Here is a 21,195-nt window from a genome sequence, read left to right as displayed (position 1 = left end):
GTCTCACCTCCCTGCCTTCAGCGGCAGCGATGCAGGACGTGGTGGACGGCGCATGGTGGCGGCCGCCGCGTTGATCGCCTCCACGCTGCCGAGCAAGGGAAGTCCGGACGGTGTCGCCTCGGTCATGACGCTCTCTGCCGGTGATTCGGCGACCGGTGGCGCAGGCGAGGCGATCGGTTCGGGAGGTGCGACCAGGCCGGTGTAATCGGGCGGCGGCAGTTCGGCGATTTCCTCTGCGAGACCATTGAGCGTGGAAATAATGGTTTCGCGGTCACCGCAGCGCAGCTCGCCGCGAAACAGCTCCGATAGCGGCCGCTCGAACACCTTTTCCATGGCCTCGCCAGCGTTCTCCACGTGGCAGGCAAAAAAGAACAGATACAGACTGTCGCCGCTGGCCGTGCACAGATCGCCGGTGCGACGGATGCGGCAGGCCTGCAGCGCATCGATGCCGGCCACGTCCGGCTCCAGCGGCAGCCGCAGCAAGACGTTGGGCAGGCGTATCGGGCGACTGCGCTCCACAGCCTCGCGCACCAATTGGATGAAGCGCTGCGCCGGCACGTAGCCGGTGGTGGAATCGCGCATCGCCGCCGAAAGCGCGCCGAGGTAGTCGTCCGGCACGGGGCGCGAGAACAGCTGCCCTTGCACGCCATCCACCGCGATTTCGACCTGCGCCATCGGCATGCTGCGCGCAATGATGGCGTTGGCGCCCAAGGTCAGCATCAGCAACTCGTAGCGGATACTGACGTTGTCTTCGCGGATCAGGATCTTCAGTGCCTTGCCGCATTGGCGGCGCAGGTAGTTCACCTGCCTGGCCAACGAAGCGACGCTTTCGTTGATGCCGTAGTGCAGGATCACCGTGGCCGCCACCGCCCGACTGGCCGCCGATACCAACGCCTCATTGTCCGGCAACACCTGCCAACCCTTGGGCACCACCCGCTCGCGCGCCACCGTGCCCTGGGCCACCATCACCACGCTCTCATCGGGTGCGAGCATGCCGGCCACTTCGCCGCTGGCGGGATCGTCCGGCACCGCGATCAAACGGTGATCATTGGCCGAAAAGCGCAGCGGAATGGATTCGCTGGCCGATAGCGCCCCGCGATTGTCGCGCCAGAACGCCACCTCCCAACGAAACTCGCCTTGCACATGCACCAGTTGCGCGGCGCCCGCGAACTGGATCTGGAAATCCGTGAGCGGCCGGAAGTCACCGCTCTGCTCCACCAGCGGCGGCAACATCACCAGCAGCACGGTGTGCCGCGTCTGTGCGCACCAGCCTGCCAGTGCAGCACCCTGCCGGATCAGCGCCGCCCGATCCTGCCAGGCAAAACAGGTCGCCACGCCTTCGACCAGAAACTGGCTTGCGGGCGTCGCGCATTGCGCGGACAGCGCCTGCAAGGATTCCATCAGCACGTCGCAACCGTCGCGGTTCGGCGGGATCTTCAGACTGCACACATTGGACTTGGGATGCACCGCACCCGGGTGGTCGATATCCATGCCGTGCTGGTGCAGTGCCTGCGCGACATCCTCCGCCGACCGCGTGGAAAGCACGGTCACCGGCGTGAGCAGCGCATGCGCCGCGGTCTTCCAGAACAGCGCGTCGCGTGCCGGCGAGCGACTGGCGTACACCGCATACACCTGCCCGGTCGCCAGCGCCGACAACGACGACGGCAGGCCTTCGATGGCCAGCGACTGATTCAGTCGCAGCAACGCACGTGGCGTCGCTCGATCGGTCGATTCGTAAGGCGATGGAGGCAGGTTCGTCACGACTCTCGTCCCTAGCGGCAAGGTGATCCCGTCAGTACGTGGAATACGGTTTGACGGGGTTGGGCGGGAACGGCACGGGCAGCCGTTGCTGGTCGAAGAAGTAACGCAGGTAAATCGTGCCAAGGTTGGGCGCGTAATCGCGTGAACGATCGAGCTTGAAGCGCGTGCCGATCACCCAGTGCGGCGTGAGCCGGTATTCCAGCGCCGCTGCCACCGTATAGCTGAAGCCGCCGCCCGAACCGGTGCCGAAATACGGCGAGCCCACATCCGCGGCAGCCATGCGGGCCACCGCCTGCTGTTGGAGATCCGGGCGCGTGGGGAAGTACGGCGCCTCCTCCTCATTGGTGGAAGAGTTCCCGACCGAGGCCTCCAACTCCCATGACCAGCGCCTGTAACGACCGGTCCAATCCAACGGGATGGAGGCCGAAAAATAGCGACCGGGGCTGTAATAGCCGCCGTTGCCGAAGGTGTAGAAATGCTGGTTGTTGGCGTAGTGCCAGTAGTTGATCACCAGGCCGCTGGAAAACTGTTGATCGACGCCCACGTAGACCGGCACGTCGATGCCGGTGCGTACTTTGAACTCATGGTTGGTCTCGGTGTTCTCGCCGGTGAGCACGCCAAAGCCAACGGATGCGAACAGCGTCGTGCGGCCCAGATCCTGTGCGCCGCGCACGGTGAAACCGCTGCGCACCACGCCGCCCCAGGCCTCGCCGGTAACCGGATCGCGCGCTCCGGCATACGACACCAGGCTGCTGGTCACCGGACGGCGCGACACATCCAGCGTCACCGATGCATCGTAGAAATCGTGGCGATAGAGAAATCCGCCGAGGATGCTGTTGACGGTGAAACCGATCGGCGTACTGCCGATGTCGGCGCGCCAGCTGTTGCTCGCGCCGTTGAAGTCGTAGCCGGCCGCCAGCGCGACACCCTTGTCGGTCTGATCCAGGGGTCGCAGCCCGGCATTGCCAAGCGCCGCGATCTTGCCGAACTCGAAGGCAGGATCGAACCGGTCCGCCGGCAAGGTGCCGGCATTGAGCAGGACCGTATCGGCATGGAAAAAGTAGTGCCCTGTATAGCCATCTGGAAGACGCAGGTAGACCGGAATCTCCGTGGCGTCCAGGCGCGACATGCCGCTGCTGCCCGATTCATTGGACTGCAGCACACCGGTGGCCACCTGCCCTTGCCGGCGATCATCCAGACCCTGCAAGGCACGCTGCGCCGAGGTGAGTCCGTCGTCCGCGCTGGGGGTTTCGCCCTCGGCCTGCTCCTGCGTCAACGCCGTGCGGTACAGCTGGGCTGCTTCGTCGTAGTGACCTTGCGACTGTTCAATGCGACCCGACTGCAGGGTGACATCGGAGCGATCGGTATACGGCTGCCGCAAGGGATCGACCACGGCGCGCGCCTGCTCGTTGCGGCCCAGGGCGGTGTAACGGCGCGCGATGGCCAGACGCGTATCGACATCGTCCGGCGGGGTATCGGCCAGCACCTCGTCGACCATGGCCAACGCGGCCTTGCGATGCCCCATGCGCTCTTCCATGCGCGCGATGGTGAGCCGCGCGTCGGCATCGCCAGGATGATCCACCAAGACTTTGCGGGCATAAGCTTGCGCGCCGCGATAATCGCGATGGGCCTCGCGTAGATCGGCCTGGGCAAGCAGCCAGCGCTTTTCCTGCTTGCTGTGTTCGGGTACGTCGTCCAGCGTGCGGTCGGCTCCCGCGAGATCGCCTGCATCGATCTGCCGCGCGGCCTTGCGCATGGACAGGCGCAGCAGCTGGTCGTCGAACTGCGCCTGCTGTTCGGGCGTGACTCCGGGGCGTGATCGCGCATCGGCAATCCACCTGCGCCACTCCTCGTCACGATTGGCTGCACCAAGCAGCTCGCCATAACGCAGGCGCACGCCGACGGCGGGATCGTTAGGGTGCGCATCCAGCCAATCGCGCACCAACTTCAAGCCTTTGTCGGGCTCGCCCAGGCTGATCCACTCTCGTCCGACGCTCGCGAGCATTTGAGGATCATGGCGCACGTCCAGCGCAATCCGGTCCAGCAGCGCTCGCGCCTCCTCTTGACGACCTTGAGCTTCAAGCTGATGTACTTCGCGCAGGTCTCGTTGCGCCTTGAGGTTGGCCGCGAGTTCGCGCATGCCGTCGGAACGCTCGCTCGCTGGCACCTGGGCAAGCACGCTGCTGGCGGTGTCGATATCGTCAAGCGAATTGAGATAGAGCGCGCTGGCGTAGCGCATGTCGGGTGCGGGCGCCACGCGCAGGCCGTCTTCCATCACCGAACGACCCAAGGCGGGCAGACCCAGGTCGCGATATTGGCGGGCCAGCGTGTAGCGCAGCCAGGCATTCTTGGGCGTCAGGCGTACAGCATCTTCCAGCTTCAATACGGCTGCGCCGCTTTTACCGTCGGCAATCAGCTGATCCGCTTCGATGGACAGCAGTTGCGCGCGCAGGGTGATCATGGCGTCGCTGGAACCGTTATAGCGCTGCTCCACCTGCGCGATGAGTGGCGTGAGCTCTTGCGTGCGATGCGCGGCGATCAACACCTTGGCCAACAATTCCAGCGCATCGACGTCCGGCTGCTCCGCCTCCACCATCGGGCGCAGCACTGCCTCGGCTTGAGCCCATTTCTCTTGCGCGATCAGCGAGGTCGCCAGCACCTTCTTGGCATCGCTCTGGTTGGGCTGCTGGCGCAGCGCCTCGCGGGCGAGGGTTTCGCCCTGCTCCGGGTGCCCCTGATCGTTGGCCGCACGCGCCTTGGACAAGGTGCCCCAGAACGTCGCCGTGGCCATCAGGCTGCGCCATTTGCCGGCGTTGTCCGGATCGAGCTGAAGCGCTCGCGCGAACAAGGCACGCGCTTCGTCGTGCTTGCCTTCGCGCATCTTGGCCAGGCCTTGCTCACCAACCGCTTCGCCTTGGCGAGAGGTGGAGGAGCGCACTGGGGCAGAGGACGTCGTCGAGGTTTCGCTGGACGGCGCTGCACCCTTCGGCGGCGGCACGTAGCTGGCACCGCCCTTCTTGGCCAGCGCAGCGAGCGCTGCCTTGGCGCTGTCGTCGTTGGGCACTTCCTTGAGGTAGCGCTGATACCACACGTAGTACGCGGGATCGTCGCTGCCGGCGCTGTTGAGCGCGCGTCGCCACAGTTCCAGGGCTTGCGGACGGTTGGCATCCTGCCGCTGGTAGAGGCGATAGATGATGTCCAGGCCTTCCAGTCGCGTCGACGCGCGATCGGTCAGCATGTCTGCCAGCGTCATGGCCAGGCCCAGATCATCCGGATCCTGCCGCACACGTTCGCGCAGTTCATTCAAGGCCTTGTCGCGCTGGCCTGCCGCGGACATCGCGCGATAGTAATCGCCAGCCAGCGATCCGTTGGGCGCACCGCGCGGAAACAGCGCCTGCATCTGCTGCCACGCTTCTTGCGACTGGCCGGCGCGCATCGCCAGGCGCGCCTTCGCCAGCGCGGTCTTGTCGGTGGTCGCAAGACGATAGGCATCCGCCAATTCGAGCGTGGCCGGATGCCTGGGATAAAGCGCCTGCAGCCGCTGCAGCAACTTTGCCGCTTCAGCAGGTCGATTGGAGCTGAGCTCGATCTGCCCCATCAAGGCCAGCGCGTCCGGCTGGGCGGGATCGATCAGCAGGGCTTTCTCCACGATGCCGCGCGCCATATCCGGACGATTCTTGGCCTGCCATACGCGCGCTGAATCGAGCAGCTGTTTCATCGCCGGACTGGGTGCGCCGGCCGTGGTCTGCGCCAACGCCAGCGACGGCATGGCGCCACCGGCAACCAGCAGCGCGATGGCAGGTGCGAACAAATGATTCAGTGCGCCGCGGGACACGTCGAGGTCCAGGCAGGAACGACTGCACCGTTCGCATCGAAGCGGTACTGGCCATCGAGATGGCCAAGACCGAACAAGGTCAGCACCTGGCTGTAATAGCCCAGCGGCGACTGCGCGGCGAGTGTGCGCGTGCGTTGCACCTGCGCTTGCGCGAGCTCGTTGCGGCCAAGAGCAGCGAGATACGGTGCCACCGCGGCGGAAAAACCGGCATTGCCTTCGTTGCTGGCCGCGACGCCGGTTTGCGTGTCCACGCGCTCAGGCGGAAAACCATGCGCGGCGACGAATTCAGCCAGCGGGCGGAACGTGTCGAGCACCGCGGCACGCTCCGGCGCATCCGGCGCCAGCAGTCCGGCCCACAGATACACACGTATCGCGTTGTACGCACTTTCAGCCTTGCTGGCCGGATCCGCGACAAAGCCCTGGTCGCGCTTGTACATCACCCAATCGGGGGAGAAGCCATGCGGCGCCGTGCCGGTGACCAGCCTGGTCGAGCTGTCGAGGATGGCCTTCCATTCCGTTTGCTGCGGCAACGCACTCACCAGATGGCGCATCACCTGCAGCGGGACATAACTGGGATTGAGTCGCCACACGTCGTCCTGCGGATGAAAACCCACGGGACCGGGCAACACGGTGCGGCCGAGTCCTGGCAACACCGCCGTTTCCTTCGCCACGATGGCCTGAGCCAGCACGGTGCCCAGCGCGGTGTAGCTGCGCTCGTGCCACAGGCGCCCCGCTTCGAGCAGCGTATAGGCGATCCAGATATCGGCATCGGAGGCTGCATTGCCGTCGAGCACGCCCCAGACCTGGGCGGCATCCTTCTTTGTTTGGCGTCCCCACTGCCAGGCCGGCAGATGCCTGGTCAGATCGCCTTGCGCGAGGTTGTTCTGGGTCCAGTTGAGCACGCGATCAAACGTGGCCCGATCATTCGCCACCAGCGCGAAGAACAGCGCATACGCCTGCCCCTCGGACACGGTGACCTGTTCGGGCGTGCTTGCATCGACCACGCGGCCGTCGGCACTGAGCGTGCCCTGCTTGAAGTGCTCCCAGTCCGGCCATGCGCAGGATGCAGCCTGTACATGGCTGGAGGCGAAGGTCACGCCGACCACCAGCAGCGCGCGTAGCAACGGAATCGAGGCGCGGCGCATGGATCACCGCTCAAGTCGATGTGCGGCGAGCCGACCCAGCGCCCAGAACACGGTGAGTGCCACGAACAGTCCCGCAAGTATGCCGGCCAGCGCCATCAAGGCCGGATATCGGGAAATATGGATCCACAGCCAGGCGTACCACGGCAGATGTCCCACGTAATAGGTATCGCCCACGCTAAGGCCCACCACCACTTTCTGCCGCACCACGGTGAGGTCACCGCGTACCTCGCCGAGCTTGGTGTCGTCGCCGAGCACGTCGAGCAGATCACCCAGGCGATCGGACGCATTGGCCGCCAGCGCCACCACGCTCCGGCCCTTGGTGTACGGCGACTGGAAACCCACGAAGGCGGCGGTCGGTCCATTCACGCTCATCGCAGCGCGCGCCACCGGGCCCTGCCCTTTGGGGCGATCAGTGAGTTCACGCACGGACAAATCGTTCTCGCTGCGTTCGATCAGCATGGGCAAGCCCTTGCCCCACTTCGCCATCAGCTCCCCGGCGGTACCGGTGCCGATTACCAGCAGATCGCGGTCGCGCACCGATTCCACGGCGCCAGCAGGCACCACCGATACACGCAGGGCCGGCAGTCCGCTCCAGCGTCCGAGCTGTCCGAGCATGGTGAACAGTGCTTCCTGTTCGTGCGCGTCTGGCGCATCGGGAATCACCACGGCCGTATCGGCCATATCCGCCATGCGCGTAAACGGGAACCCGCTGGTGGCGAAGAACGCCAGGTTCGGCATCGCCGTGTAGTGCACGAACTGGCTGAAGTCGACGTTTGAATCGGGATCCACTGCCGCACGTGCGCTGTCGGTAGCCGCGGTAACGCATAGCCCGTTCTTCTGCGAATCCATGTGGAACTGGAACTGGAACTGGTTGGTGCTGCCGATGCGCAGCGCCGGCACGCGGATCTCTTCCGCGCCGCGCGCTTCCGAACTGGACAGCAGAGGCACATTGAATTGCCTCTCGACGCCGGAAGGATCGGCCGGGCGCAAGCGCAGCGAGCGCAGTAGCTGATCGTTGACGCCGATATTGAGCACCGAGTCGTTGTAGTTGGACGGCGCCGTATATCGGTAGTGCACGTTCAACGGCACGCTGTGGCGCGCCCATGCAAACAGATCGGGCGGCAGGCGCATGTCGACGCGGATCGGCTGCGGATTGAAGCCGGCCGCTTCGAGCTGCGCCGGATCGGTAACCAGTTCCTTGAAGCTGACCGGGCGATCCACCGGCGCCCAGTTCGGCGCATCGTACGGTCGACGCTCCGGCCCCAGATCCACCGACTTCACGATGGCCTGGTCACCGGACATGCCCACCTGGCCAATCACCAGCGCATTGGCCGCTTCCTGCAACTCCTTGGTGTCGCGCCCGGCCAGCACCAGCAGCTTGCGACCTGACTGCGGCGGGCTGGCCGGATTGGCCATCACGATGACCGTGGGGCCTTTGATATCGCCCAGCTTCACGCCCTCAGGCATCGCGTTGGGCAGGGCGAAGGCGATGGCATGCCCATCCGTCGGCGGCGTCTGCGCCACCGGGAAGCGTGCACCGCGCCAGCCAGCCAGCGCGCCGAACCATGACGACACCACGCCTGCCGCACGCAGCGTCTGCGCATCGGCATGTGCGGGCAGCAGGAAGGGAACCACCAACGACCGGTTGTCGCGGCGATCGAAGAAAGGCGCCGGCAGCAGGGCCAGGCTGTTGGGCAGCCCGATTTCCGAGGTAGTGAGCGTGAGCGTGGTATCGGGGCTGATGTCGGTCCACAACGAGGTGTGATACGGGTCCTCGCAGTGATCGAGCGAGTAGTGCGCAATCATCTGCACACCGATACGGTTGAAGTCGGTGAACAGGCGCGGATCGAGCACGACATCCTTGCTCACCGTCTGCCCCGCCTGCTCCTTGTCCAAGGGCAGCGTGGCGACCACCTCGCCGTTGAGGAACACCTTGAGGTGCGAGAGCGAATAGATCAGCGACGGCGAATAGGTATAGACCAGCCGCAACTTTGCGCCGGTCACCACTTCGTCGTTGCGCACGGCCACATTCAAGGTGCCGTTGGGGTCCTGCCCGCGCAGTTTGATGGCGCCGTAGACGCCCATCTGTTTCAACGTAAGGTCGCGGGCCACCCCGGCGGGTGCCACTTGCGCCGAGGCGTCGCTGCTGGGCGCCGAAGTCGCGGGAGCTGGCTGAGCGACGCCGTGCGCTGCGTCCTGGAGGGGCTGCGCATCGGCGCTCGCCACCAGCCAGCCTCCCACCAGCAGTAAACCCCAACAAACATGACGTAGCTGCCGCATGGAATGTCGCCCTGGGTCAGTGACGGAACGTCGGAAACGGGCTGGCTGATCAGGCAATCCCCGTCCCCTGCGCTGCTGCCTCTACCAACGAACCCACACGATCCGCGGAAACCGATTGGCCAACGCCAATGAACCCTGCCCTCTACGGCGTCTCCACGCTCATGCCCCTGCTGACGATGGCTTGCTCGGCATCCACGATCAGGTGCTGACCAGCATTCCGTGGAGCATGTGCGCAACGCATGAAATCGGGGCTTTCGACCGGTTTCGCGCGCTGGCACAGCGGCACCTCGTCACTCGGCAGAGACGATTAAAGAAACCGGCATAAAAGAAACGTGAATAGTCACACGAAGCACAACCTGGCAACGCCGAAGTGTGCGGCCGTGCATGAACCTGCGAATTCCCTGGCGCGGCGCAGCAGTTTCCGGTGACTACATCCGAAAGGCCGTAGCGTCGATCGCCTGGTCGATCAATGCATCCCATCCATCGCACACAACCGTATGGACGTCTTTACGTCCGATGACAAAAGGCAACCATCAGGCCACGCCGGTCTTGCCGCCATCCATGGGAATCACCGCACCCGTGACATAGCTGGCCAGCGGCGAGGCGAGGAACACGGCGACGTTGGCGATCTCGCGCGGCTCGGCCATGCGTCCCATGGGAATTTCCGCCAACTGGTCAGCCAGCACTTCGTCGATGGTCCGGTGGCTGGCGCGCGCCAAGGCATCGAGGCCCTCTTGCAAGCGCCCGGTATGCGTCGGCCCGGGATTGATCACGTTCACGCGCACGCCCTTGGACGCGTACGCACTGGCGTAACCCACTGAAGCGAGCATCAAGGCCGCATTGGCCGCGCCGCCGCCGATATGCACGGTACTGACCTGACGCCCGCCCTGCCCCACCACATTGACGATGCTGCCGTGGCCGCGCGCCGCCATGCGGCGGATCACCGGGTCGATCATGTGCATATAGGTGAAGTACTTCGCCTGCATCGCGTCATGTAGCGCATCGGCGTGCAGATCCGCGATGGGCGTGCGGCGCGCGGCGCCCGCGCAGTTGACCAGGACGTCGATCGGGCCGAATTCGTTCTCGATGTACTCGGCCACCATCTGCGCGGCGACGATCTCGCGCAGGTCCGCCGCAGCAACGTCCATGCGCAGTCCTTCGCGCTCGAGGTCGTGCTGTGCGGCATGCAGGTGCGCGAGGTTGCGCGAGATGCCCACCACCTTCGCCCCTTCGCGTGCAAACGCTTGCGCACACGCCAGGCCAATGCCCTTGCTCGCGCCGGTGATCACCACGACATGCCCAGCCAGACCGACGTCCATGCAGCGTTCCTTGTACCCATAGCAACGAAGGTCATTGAAGCACGCTGCCCGCAGCGCGCGCGTGGAGGTGATGCCTGTCACCTGCGATGGCTGATGGCTGGCCCTGCCGCCGGCCTGCCTCCCTGGACACCATAAGCGCCAGCTTCCGGGCCCAGGCCTGCCCCGGACCTCGTTCAGCTTTATAGGCCATCAGTCATGTTGCGAATTTCAATCCCAGCTATTGACGCCTCAGGATATGGTGTTATAGTTCACTACAACACCGGTCCACGAGAGCACTAAAGGAGAACGCCATGAAAGCGAATAACCTGCTAGCCCTGACCGCCGCCGCCTTGTTTACTACGGTTGGCCTGGCCGCCATCAACTCCAACGTCAACAGTCTCCCCGTCAGTGAGATCAACGGCGTCAAGGTCATCGACCTGGCTCCGGTCACGGTCCGCCCGTCCGCTGAAGACCTCCGCGCCGCCGCCATGCTGGCCGACGCCAACGTCGCCACCCTGAGCACTGCCCCGCTGCTGTCGGCCGAAGCCGCCTCCAACGTGGTGCTCGGGAGCCAGCTGGCCATGCCCTACTATTCTTTCGGTAGCACCAAGTTCGGCCGTATCAGCAAGGAATAACAGTATGACCATCACCTGGAACGACAGCGTCCCGATCTACCGCCAGCTCCGCGAACGCGTTGTGGCGATGATTCTGGACGGCGCCTTGAACGAGGGCGACCCGCTGCCGTCAGTACGCCAGGTTGCTGCGGATTTCCAAATCAATCCGCTCACCGTCTCCAAGGCGTATCAGGAACTGGTCGACGATCAACTGGTGGAAAAAAGGAGGGGATTGGGCATGTTCGTCATCGATGGAGCCAGGGAAGCGCTACTCAAGTCCGAACGAGAGCGCTTCCTGCGGGAGGAATGGCCCGCGCTCTTCGCCCGCCTGCAACGCCTGGGGCTGGACCTGAAGACCCTGCTGCGCGAAGCCCCGAACAACGCGGGCAGCGAAGGGAGCCAGTCATGAACGCGGTCGTCACGGCCACTGGTCTGAACAAGAGTTACAAGAATGCGCACGCCCTGAACGACGTGAGTTTTCGCATCGAGTCCGGCCGCATCGTGGGCCTGATCGGTCCCAACGGGGCCGGCAAGACCACCGCACTGAAGGCCATCCTCGGCCTCACCGATTTCAAGGGCGAGTTGAATGTGTTGGGCTTCGATCCACGCACGCAGCGCGACCAGCTGATGGAACAGGTGTGCTTCATCGCCGACGTGGCGGTGCTGCCGCGCTGGATCCGGGTAAGCGAGGCCATCGATTTCGTGGCCAACGTGCACCCGCGCTTCAACCGGGCCAAGTGCGAAGCCTTCCTGGCGCGCACCAAGCTCACCCCCAATCAGCGCGTGAAGCAGATGTCCAAGGGCATGATCGTGCAGCTGCACCTGGCGCTGGTGATGGCCATCGACGCCCGCCTGCTGGTGCTGGACGAGCCCACGCTCGGGCTGGACATCCTCTACCGCAAGCAGTTTTACCAGAGCCTGCTGGAAGATTATTTCGACGAGAACAAGACGATCATCGTCACCACCCACCAGGTCGAGGAGATCGAAAACATCCTCACCGACCTGATGTTCATCCGCGACGGCAAGATCGTGCTGGATACCGACATGGACACGGTTGGCGAACGATTCGCCGAGGTGATGGTGAGTGCCGACAAGGCCGCCACCGCCCGCAGCATGAAGCCGCTCGATGAGCGACAGGTGTTCGGCAAGAGCATCTTCCTGTTCGACGGCGCCGACCGCGCCACGCTGGAAAGCATGGGCGAAGTCCGTCGCCCGACGGTCAGCGACCTGTTTGTTGCCACCATGAAGGGAACCTACGCATGAAAACCTTCTACTGGTTGCTGAAGCGAGAATTCTGGGAGCACCGCGGTGGCTTCCTGTGGGCCCCGATTGTCACGGGCGGCGTCTTCCTGGTGCTCAACGTGATGGCCATCATCACCGCCGAAGTGCTCAGCGCGCGTCATGGCGTACGCATCGGTGGCAACGACATCCAGATGATGATGCAGCACGCCGATGCCGGCGACTGGAAACAGGTCGGTGCGGCGGCCGACGTGGCGATGATTTCCTCGATGGGATTCATCGGCATCGTGATGGGCATCGTGGTGCTGTTCTACTGCCTCGGCTCGCTCTATGACGACCGCCGCGACCGCAGCGTGCTGTTCTGGAAATCCCTGCCGATTTCCAACACGAGCACCGTGTTGTCCAAGGTCGTCAGTGCCGCCATCGTGGCGCCGGTCATCGCGGTCGTGGTCAGCATCATCTGCGGCCTGTTGCAGCTGTTCATCTTCTCCATCGTGCTGTCCTTCCATGGCATCAACGTGTGGCAGTTGCTGGCACTGAGCCATCCGCTGCGCGCCGTGGCCTCGCTGGTCAGCAATGTCCCGCTGTATGCACTCTGGGCCCTGCCCGCGGTGGGCTGGCTGATGCTCTGCTCGGCCGGCGCACGCAGCAAGCCCTTCCTGTGGGCGGTGGCGGTGCCGGTGGTGCTCGGTCTGCTGGTGAGCTGGTTCGGCATCATGGGCTTGTTCAATCTGTCCTCCGCATGGTTCTGGACCAACGTCGTACAGCGCGCACTGTTGAGCGTGTTCCCGGGCTCCAACCTGGTGTTCGACAGGCACAGCGCGCTGAACATGGGCGACATGAACGACAACGATCCGCTGGCAATACTGTCGCCAATGCACACCTACGGCCTGCTCGCCTCGCCTGACCTGTGGATTGGTGTGATTGCCGGACTGGCCCTGATCGCCGCCGCCGTGTGGTTCCGCCGGGTTCGCGACGACAGCTGATTGACGGTCTTGTCCCGCCTGCATCTTCCGCAAGGACGCGGGGTGCAGGCGGGACAAACTTTTCCCGCCGCCCAAGCTGCGGCAGACTTCACCCCTCACACCACGGAGTGTCGCCATGTCGTTCCGCTACCTGCCCTGCGTGCTCGCCCTTGCCGTGCTGACGTCCGCTTGCAGCTCAGGCAATGATGTCCAGATCTTCGGCGGCGATACCGATGTGATCAACGGCCACATCACGCTCCATGATGGACAAGTCACCATCAAGGCGTCCGGCGCCCCCGACGCCACGGTCGATCAGAACGGGCAGTTGGCCATCGATGGCCACGAGGTGGCGATCAACGACGCGCAGCGTTCGCTGCTGCAGCGCTACAACGGCGCGGCGCGGCAAATGCGCGAACATGCGATGGAGGCGGGCAAGGCGGGCGTAGCTACTGCCACCAAGGAGCTGGGTGCCGTCACCGGCAAGATGACCGGTGCCGACACTGCCGAGCAAACCAAGCAGAAAGTCGAGGAAGCCGCTGCAACCATCAAGCAGGCCGCCGCCAAGATCTGCGAGGACGTGGCGGACATGAAAACCGCGCAGGACGCGCTGGCGACCCAGCTCGATGCATTCAAACCGTATGCCACGGCGGTAAGCGACGAGAACGTCGAGAAGTGCCGCAAGGACACCAGGCACTGACGGAACCGCCTTTGTGGGAACGCACCCTGTGCGCGACTTGCGATGCGTCACCTAACGCACGAGCGTCGCGTACAGGATTGGCTCCCACATTGTCAGCCGCCGCTGCCACCGCCGCCGTGGATACCGCCGCGCGTGAGCGTCATCGGATCCAGCAGCTTCTGCAGTTCGCTCTTTGAGAGCCCGGTGGTTTCCAGCGCCACATCCATGATCGGGCGCTTCTCTTTGTAGGCCTTCTTGGCCGTAGCGGCGCCCTTCTCGTAGCCGATCACCGGATTGAGCGCGGTGACGAGGATGGGATTCTTGTCCAGCGCTTCCTTCACCCGCGCCGTATTCACCTTGAAACCGGCGATCGCCTTGTCCGCCAGCAGCACGCTGACGTTCGACAGAATCCCGATCGACTGCAGCAGGTTGTGCGCGATGAGGGGCAGCATCACGTTGAGCTGGAAATTGCCCGACTGACCCGCGATGGTGATCGCTGCATCGTTGCCGATCACTTGCGCGGCGACCATCGCGGTGGCCTCCGGAATCACCGGATTCACCTTGCCCGGCATGATCGACGAACCCGGCTGCAGCGCCGGCAGCTCGATCTCACCCAGGCCGGCGAGCGGGCCGGAGTTCATCCAGCGCAAGTCGTTGGCGATCTTCATCAGCGCGACGGCCAGCGCCTTCAGCTGGCCGGACAGCTCCACGGCGGCATCCTGCGCAGCCATGCCTTCGAAATAATTGTCCGCCGCATCGAAACGCACGCCGCTCAGCTTCTTCAATTCACGCGCCACCGCGGCACCGAACTTCGGATCGGCATTGATGCCGGTGCCCACGGCCGTACCGCCGAGCGGAAGGCGGCGCATGCGCTTGAGGCTGTCTTCGATGCGTTCGATGGCGCTGCCAATTTGCGCGGCCCAGCCGGAAAGCTCCTGGCCAAAGGTCACCGGCATCGCATCCATCAGATGCGTGCGGCCGGTCTTGGGCACGTTGCGCAATTCGCGCGCACGCCGGTCGATGGTGCGCTTGAGGTGCTTGAGCGCCGGCAGCAGTTGTTCGCTGGTGGTCAGCGTGGCGCTGACATGAATCGCGGTGGGAATGACGTCATTCGAGCTTTGCCCGTAATTGACGTGGTCGTTAGGGTGAATCTTGCCGCCCGCCTTGTTGGCCAGATGGGCAATCACCTCATTCGCATTCATGTTGGTACTGGTGCCCGAGCCGGTCTGGAATACGTCGATCGGAAACTGATCGTCGTACTCGCCCTCAGCCACGGCCAGTGCCGATTTGCGGATGGCGTGCGCCTGGTTCTTCTTCAGGTAACCCAGCAGGAAATTGGCGTCGGCAGCCGCGGCCTTGATCAGGCCCAGCGCGCGGATAAAGGAACGCGGCAAATGCATGCCGGAAATCGGAAAATTGTCGACAGCGCGCTGCGTCTGGGCACCGTAAAGCGCCTTCGCCGGCACCTTCAACTCGCCCATGCTGTCGTGTTCGATGCGGAACTGGGTCATGTCCTTGCGATTCCTCTCGGGGGATTTCGGGAATATAGGTCGGGGCGTGTTAGGGCGCCGCCAAGGGGGGATAGCGTCCCAGCTTGTCTGTGGGAGCGCACCCTGTGCGCGACAAGCACGCAGCGGTGTACCGCTCCGTAGGTCTGTCGCGCACAGGGTGCGCTCCCACAAAGAGCCGACCGGCAAGATTGATCCGCCCCGCTCAGGCCTGCGTCTCCCTTGTAGGAGCGCACCTTGTGCGCGACCGCAGCGCTGGCGTGTACCGCTCCGCAGGGTGTTCGCGCACAGGGTGCGCTCCTACAAGTGAGCTGCTAGCCCGGGTAGCGCCGGCCGTTGTTCGGCTCTTGATGTGGCTCTCGCCCCCGGGGTCCCCGTATGACGCGGCGGGCGGGTGAAGGAAAGCCCAAAGGGATGACGAGCAAAAAGCGGCCTGCGGCGCATTGACCACCAAAACCCACCCCCAAAACCCCCTCCCCCTCCCCTGTTGTAAAATTCCCCCTTTCCCGCCTCCGGAACACCCCCGATGTCCTCCCATGCCCTGACCGCCCTGTCCCCCCTGGACGGCCGTTACGCCAGCAAGGTCGAAACGCTGCGCCCGATCTTCAGTGAATTCGGCCTCATGCACCGCCGCGTGCACGTGGAAATCGAATGGCTGCTGGCGCTGGCCGCGGACCCGGGCATCGTCGAGCTGCCGGCATTCACCGCCGACCAGGTGGCCAGGCTCAAGGGCATCGCGGGCGACTTCAGCGTGGACGACGGCGCGCGCATCAAGACCATCGAAGCGACCACCAACCACGACGTGAAAGCGGTGGAGTACTTCATCAAGGAACGCATCGGCAACGATGCGTCGCTGGCGCAAGCCAAGGAATTCGTGCACTTCGCCTGCACCAGCGAAGACATCAACAACCTCTCCTACGCCCTGATGCTGCGCGATGCGCGCGACCAGGTGCTGTTGCCCGCGCTGGACGGCATCATCGCCCAGCTGCGCGAGCTGGCTCATGCCAATGCAGGCCTGCCGATGCTCTCGCGCACGCACGGCCAGACGGCGTCGCCCAGCACGCTCGGCAAGGAGCTGGCCAACGTGGTCGCCCGCCTGGAACGCCAGCGCAAGCAGCTCGCCGCGGTGGACGTGCCCGGCAAGATCAACGGCGCCGTGGGCAACTACAACGCGCACGTGATCACTTATCCCGAACTGGACTGGCGCGGCTTTTCGCAGCGTTTCGTGCAAAGCCTGGGCCTCGATTACAACGCCTACACCACGCAGATCGAACCGCATGACGGCGTGGCCGAGTACTGCGACGTCGTGCGTCGCGCCAACATCATCCTGATCGATCTGGCGCGCGACATCTGGGGCTATATCTCGCTGGGCTACTTCAAGCAGGCCTTGAAGGCCGGCGAAGTGGGTTCCTCGACCATGCCGCACAAGGTCAACCCGATCGACTTCGAAAACGCCGAAGGCAACTTCGGCCTCGCCAATGCCCTGCTCGGCCACTTCGCCGAGAAGCTGCCGATCAGCCGCTGGCAGCGCGACCTCACCGACTCCACCGTGCTGCGCGCACTCGGCACCGCGTTCGGCCACACCATGGTCGCACTCGAATCGCTGAAGAAGGGCCTGGGCAAGCTCACCGTGAACGCCGACCGCCTCGGCGCAGATCTCGACGCCAGCTGGGAAGTGCTGGCCGAAGCCGTGCAGACGGTGATGCGCCGCTATGGCCTGCCCGAACCGTACGAACAGCTCAAGGCACTCACCCGCGGCCAGGGCATCACCAAGGACTCCATGCGCACCTTCATCACCGGACTGGACCTGCCCGCCGACGCCAAGCAGCGCCTGCTCGACCTCACGCCGGGCGGCTATATCGGACTGGCCGAGTCGCTGGCCACGCAGATCTGATCGCGTAACGTTACTTCTGTTTCACTACGAGGGCCGCGCATCGCATGCGCGGCCCTTCGTTTTCAGGCCGCCTTGAGCAGCCCTTCTGCCTGCAACGCCGACTGCACCTTCGGACGCGAGGCCACGCGTTGCTGGAAGGCGACGATTCCCGGGAAGTCCGACAGATCCAGCTTCACGTGCTGCGCCCAGTTCGTCACGGTGAACAGATAAGCATCGGCCGCGGTGAACTGCTCGCCGATCAGCCAGTCGTGCGTGGACAGACGCTGTTCCAGGAAGGCATAGCGCTTGCGCAGATAGGCCTGGCGCTCGTCGCGCACGGCGTCCGGCGTGTCGGGCTTGAACAACGGCGAGTAGCTCTTGTGCAACTCGGAGTTGATGTAACCCAGCATTTCCTGCAAGCGATAACGGGCGGTGGTGCCATGGGCGGGCGCCAGGCCGGTCTCGGGCTTCAGATCCGCCAGGTACTGCACGATGGCCGGTCCCTCGGTCAGCAACTCACCGCTTTCCAACTGCAACGCCGGCACATAGCCCTTGGGGTTGATCTGCAGGAAGTCTTCGCCGCTCGCGGTGCGCTTGGCCTTGTTGTCGACCTTGATCAGTTCCACAGGAATACCCGCTTCCAGGGCAACGATATGCGGCGACAGCGAACAGGCGCCAGCGGCGTAGTAGAGCTTCATGGTGGTTCTCCTTGAGGGGACGGGATCAACGCGATCCGGGTTCGCGAAGGCCACCGATGCTAGCCATCATGGTTACTGTTGGATACCACCTAACCGCCGGTAACCTCTAAAATCCGGTAACCGCCGAGTTACCGAAGCCCCCCAGGAGCACCCCATGGGTCTGCCGCTACGCAAGAGCAAAGTCTGCCCAGCACCCACCTGCCCTCTCAGCGAAGTGCTGGGCCTGCTGCGCGGCGCCTGGGCGCCCAACGTGATCTGGCAACTCAGCGGCGAACCACGTCGCTTCGGTGAGTTGCGCCACGACATGCCGAAAATCTCCGCACGTGTGTTGAGTGCGCGTTTGCGTGAGCTGGAAACGCGAGGGCTGGTGACGCGGCGCGTGCTCGATTCGTCGCCGCCATCCGCGGAGTACTCCCTGACGACGCTGGGGCGCGAGTTGCTACCGGCCATCGATGCGTTGGCGAATGTGGGGAGGAAGTTGATTGAGGAGTGGGAGATGCATCAGCGGAGGGCGGCGGTGCGCTGAAGCTATCACCTTCGCCCGCTGAGGGCCTGTGGCGCCTTAGAACAGAGGCGCGTCATCCCGCCTCTCCGTGGGGCGGCTATCTCCTGTAGGAGCGCACCCTGTGCGCGACAGCCACGCCTGGGTGTATCGCTCCGTCGGTTCGTCGCGCACAGGGTGCGCTCCCACAGATTTCTGCCCACGCCCAAGGCTGCGGGCAGAACACATCTTCACTCCACCTCGTCCGACCCCTCATTAACTCCCTCGAACAGGAAGGTCGACAAGTAGCGCTCGCCGGTATCGGGCAACATCGCCAACAACACCGTCCCCTCCGGCGCATCCTTCGCCACCTGCAGGGCCGCAGCCAGCGTGGCACCCGAGGAAATGCCGACGAAAATGCCTTCCTTCTGCGCCAGATCGCGCGCCGTATCGCGTGCCAACACATCGTCGACAGGAAGGATTTGGTCGGCGACCTCGCGATTGAGCACCGCAGGCACGAAATCCGGCGTCCAGCCCTGGATCTTGTGCGGCTGCCATTCCTTGCCGGAAAGCAGCGCTGCACCGACTGGTTCGCTCGCGATGATCTTCACTTCCGGGCGCGCCACCTTCAGCACCTCGCCCACACCGGTGAGGGTGCCCCCCGTGCCCCAGCCGGTGACGAAGTAATCCAGCCGCTTGCCGGCGAAATCGCGCAGGATTTCCGGGGCCGTGGTATTGCGGTGATAGGCGGGATTGGCCGGATTGTCGAACTGGCCGGCCAGGAACCAGCCGTGCTTGTCGGCCAGCTCCTTGGCTTTGCGCACCATGCCGCTGCCACGTTCCGCCGCGGGCGTCAGCAGCAGTTTGGCGCCATAGGCGCGCATCAGCTTGCGCCGCTCGACCGAAAAGGAATCGGACATCACCGCCACGAACGGATAGCCGCGCGCCGCGCACACGGCGGCCAGCGCCACGCCGGTATTACCTGACGTGGCTTCCACCACGGTCTGGCCGGGCTTGAGCACGCCGCGCTGCTCGGCGTCGATGATGATGGCGTAAGCAAGACGATCCTTGACCGAACCGGCCGGATTGAATGCCTCCACCTTGGCGTACAGCGTCACGTGCTTGGGCGCCAGACGGTGAATGCGCACGATCGGCGTGTTGCCAATGGTGTCGAGGATGCTGTCGTAGATCATGAAGTGACTCCGGTACGCGGCATGGATGAAGGTGGCACGAGGCGCGATGGTGCACCCGTCAAGGGAAAGGTTGTGTCAAGCCGCAACCGCTTTCGACGAATGCGGCAGCGACGGGACGAGGGCGCCCAGCGGCCGGCTGCCGAACCATGACAGCGAGGTGGCGAGGCTGGCCACCTCGCCGATGATGAGCAGCGCCGGCGACCGTACACCGTGTCGCCCCGCCTGCTCCGCCAAGTTAGCCAGCGTGCCGACGATCACCCGTTGTTCCGCTCGCGTGCCGTTTTCCACCAGGGCGAACGGCGTGCTCGCTGCGCGGCCGTGCTCAACCAGCTGCTGCGCGATCAGGTCCAGCTCGCCGGTACCCATGTAGACCGCGAGCGTCTGCCGCTCCTGTGCCAGCGCCGGCCAATCGAGCGTGTCGATGGACTGCTGGCAGTGCGCCGTCACCAGCCGCACGGACTGCGCATGATCGCGATGCGTCAGCGGCACGCCGGCGTAGGCGGCACACGCCAGGGCCGCCGTGATACCTGGCACCACCTCATAGGCAATGCCGTGGCGGCGCAGGAATTCCAGCTCCTCGCCACCGCGACCGAATACGAATGGATCGCCGCCCTTCAGGCGCACCACACGGCGACCTGCAGCGGCATGTTCCAGCATCAGGGCGTGGATCTGCTCCTGCGTGGTGTGATGGTTGCCCGCCTGCTTGGCCACTTCGATGCGCTCGGCGTCGCGGCGCGCCAGGCCTAACACCTCCACGCTGACCAGGCGGTCATGCAGGATCACATCCGCCTCGTTCAATGCACGCAACCCACGCAACGTGAGCAGGCCGGGATCGCCGGGGCCGGCGCCAAGCAAGACCACCGAACCGACAGGCCTGGTTTCGGTCGCTTCGAGCAAACGCTCGGTCGAGGCTTCGGCCAGTGCCCATTGGCCTCGACGCAGCAGGCTTTGCACGGGTCCGCTCAACAGACGCTCGTAGAAACGACGACGCAACGCGACATCCGGCAGTCTCGCGCGGATGCGGTGACGCATCCGCGCCAACAAGGTGGCAACGGAGCCGACCACCGGATCGATCAACACTTCAAGCCGTTCGCGCAGCAGCCGCGCGAGCATCGGCGCGTGTCCACCGCTGGAAATCGCAATCGTCACCGGCGCGCGGTCAATCACGGCCGGCACGTGGAAGCTCGATTGCTGCGCGTCGTCGACGACATTGACGAAAATGCGCCGGGACTCGGCCAGGGCAGCGATATGCCGATGGAGCTCGGCATCCGGGGTGGCGGCGATCACCAGCCATGCCTGGTCAAGCCAGCCATCCTCGAAACGGCCACGCACCCATCGCACCCGCCCATCGTTGGCCAAACCGAGCAGCGCAGGCGTGAGGTCGGGCGCCCCCACCGTGACCTGCGCGCCGGCCTCCAGCAATGCGGCGACCTTGCGCTCACCCACCACGCCGCCGCCCACCACCAGGACCTGGCGGCCGGACAGATCGGCGAACAATGGGTAAAGCTTCATCGAACCTCAGGCTCCATGAGATGCACGGCTGGAGCACCCAAGCTAGGCACGCGCAGATGGCCGTACAAATGATTTCTGCTGCGCCAGACATGACGGCCCGTTATAAGGCGATCGGAT

At 64.5% G+C, this 21,195-nt stretch carries 16 protein-coding genes; 7 read left to right on the top strand and 9 right to left on the bottom strand.

Annotated elements, in window-relative coordinates:
- Window positions 1-3: 3 nt before the first annotated feature.
- From bcsE to AC1DKY_RS13555, 5 genes are all read right to left on the bottom strand, one after another.
- Complete coding sequence (bcsE, locus tag AC1DKY_RS13575) at window positions 4-1,761, bottom strand: cellulose biosynthesis protein BcsE (RefSeq protein WP_441604113.1); 1,758 nt, start codon at window positions 1,759-1,761, stop codon at window positions 4-6.
- 31 nt (window positions 1,762-1,792) lie between these two features.
- Window positions 1,793-5,596 (bottom strand): cellulose synthase subunit BcsC-related outer membrane protein, encoded by a 3,804-nt coding sequence (locus AC1DKY_RS13570; RefSeq protein WP_441604112.1) that lies wholly within the window; start codon window positions 5,594-5,596, stop codon window positions 1,793-1,795.
- Window positions 5,578-6,741, bottom strand: a complete 1,164-nt coding sequence (gene bcsZ / locus AC1DKY_RS13565) for a cellulose synthase complex periplasmic endoglucanase BcsZ (protein WP_441604111.1) — start codon at window positions 6,739-6,741, stop codon at window positions 5,578-5,580. Before bcsZ ends, AC1DKY_RS13570 begins: the two co-directional genes overlap by 19 nt.
- A gap of 3 nt (window positions 6,742-6,744) precedes the next feature.
- The gene (bcsB, locus tag AC1DKY_RS13560) at window positions 6,745-9,021 is read right to left on the bottom strand and encodes a cellulose biosynthesis cyclic di-GMP-binding regulatory protein BcsB (protein ID WP_441604110.1); all 2,277 of its coding nucleotides are present in this window, start codon (window positions 9,019-9,021) and stop codon (window positions 6,745-6,747) included.
- Window positions 9,022-9,554: 533 nt separating this feature from the next.
- The gene (locus AC1DKY_RS13555) at window positions 9,555-10,340 is read right to left on the bottom strand and encodes an SDR family NAD(P)-dependent oxidoreductase (RefSeq protein ID WP_441604109.1); all 786 of its coding nucleotides are present in this window, start codon (window positions 10,338-10,340) and stop codon (window positions 9,555-9,557) included.
- A 290-nt stretch (window positions 10,341-10,630) separates the two neighbouring features.
- On the opposite strand from AC1DKY_RS13555, the gene AC1DKY_RS13550 reads away from it, so the two are divergent.
- The 5 genes from AC1DKY_RS13550 (at window position 10,631) to AC1DKY_RS13530 (ending at window position 13,834) form a co-directional block, all read left to right on the top strand.
- Window positions 10,631-10,954, top strand: coding sequence for a hypothetical protein (locus tag AC1DKY_RS13550; RefSeq protein ID WP_441604108.1), 324 nt, complete (start codon window positions 10,631-10,633; stop codon window positions 10,952-10,954).
- Window positions 10,955-10,958: 4 nt separating this feature from the next.
- On the top strand, window positions 10,959-11,342 hold the full coding sequence (locus AC1DKY_RS13545; protein ID WP_441604107.1) for a GntR family transcriptional regulator: 384 nt from the start codon (window positions 10,959-10,961) through the stop codon (window positions 11,340-11,342).
- Window positions 11,339-12,196 carry an ABC transporter ATP-binding protein gene (locus tag AC1DKY_RS13540; protein ID WP_441604106.1) on the top strand — a complete coding sequence of 286 codons (858 nt, stop codon included), beginning with the start codon at window positions 11,339-11,341 and terminating at the stop codon, window positions 12,194-12,196. The genes AC1DKY_RS13545 and AC1DKY_RS13540 overlap by 4 nt, the downstream gene beginning before the upstream one ends.
- Window positions 12,193-13,158: an ABC-2 transporter permease gene (locus AC1DKY_RS13535; RefSeq protein ID WP_441604105.1), complete on the top strand. Its 966-nt coding sequence runs from the start codon at window positions 12,193-12,195 to the stop codon at window positions 13,156-13,158. Before AC1DKY_RS13540 ends, AC1DKY_RS13535 begins: the two co-directional genes overlap by 4 nt.
- A 115-nt stretch (window positions 13,159-13,273) precedes the next feature.
- Complete coding sequence (locus tag AC1DKY_RS13530; protein ID WP_441604104.1) at window positions 13,274-13,834, top strand: DUF2884 family protein; 561 nt, start codon at window positions 13,274-13,276, stop codon at window positions 13,832-13,834.
- Window positions 13,835-13,926: 92 nt separating this feature from the next.
- Here AC1DKY_RS13530 and AC1DKY_RS13525 read toward each other — a convergent pair whose 3' ends face one another.
- Window positions 13,927-15,324, bottom strand: coding sequence for a class II fumarate hydratase (locus AC1DKY_RS13525; protein WP_441604103.1), 1,398 nt, complete (start codon window positions 15,322-15,324; stop codon window positions 13,927-13,929).
- A 523-nt stretch (window positions 15,325-15,847) separates the two neighbouring features.
- On the opposite strand from AC1DKY_RS13525, the gene purB reads away from it, so the two are divergent.
- A complete protein-coding gene (purB, locus tag AC1DKY_RS13520) occupies window positions 15,848-17,215 on the top strand; it encodes an adenylosuccinate lyase (RefSeq protein ID WP_441604102.1) in 1,368 nt (455 codons plus the stop codon).
- Between the two features lie 62 nt (window positions 17,216-17,277).
- Here the strand turns inward: purB and gstA are convergent, their stop codons facing one another.
- Entirely contained in the window at window positions 17,278-17,892 is a 615-nt protein-coding gene (gene gstA, locus AC1DKY_RS13515) for a glutathione transferase GstA (RefSeq protein ID WP_441604101.1), read from the bottom strand.
- 154 nt (window positions 17,893-18,046) lie between these two features.
- On the opposite strand from gstA, the gene AC1DKY_RS13510 reads away from it, so the two are divergent.
- Window positions 18,047-18,418: a winged helix-turn-helix transcriptional regulator gene (locus tag AC1DKY_RS13510; protein WP_441604100.1), complete on the top strand. Its 372-nt coding sequence runs from the start codon at window positions 18,047-18,049 to the stop codon at window positions 18,416-18,418.
- Window positions 18,419-18,624: 206 nt separating this feature from the next.
- Here AC1DKY_RS13510 and cysK read toward each other — a convergent pair whose 3' ends face one another.
- The gene (gene cysK / locus AC1DKY_RS13505; protein ID WP_441604099.1) at window positions 18,625-19,566 is read right to left on the bottom strand and encodes a cysteine synthase A; all 942 of its coding nucleotides are present in this window, start codon (window positions 19,564-19,566) and stop codon (window positions 18,625-18,627) included.
- 75 nt (window positions 19,567-19,641) lie between these two features.
- Complete coding sequence (gene cysG / locus AC1DKY_RS13500; RefSeq protein ID WP_441604098.1) at window positions 19,642-21,078, bottom strand: siroheme synthase CysG; 1,437 nt, start codon at window positions 21,076-21,078, stop codon at window positions 19,642-19,644.
- Window positions 21,079-21,195 lie beyond the last annotated feature (117 nt).

Source organism: Dyella sp. 01N448 (genome assembly GCF_056399225.1).
The sequence above is the reverse complement of the archived record's forward strand: the minus strand, read 5'-3'. Positions and strand labels throughout refer to the sequence as shown.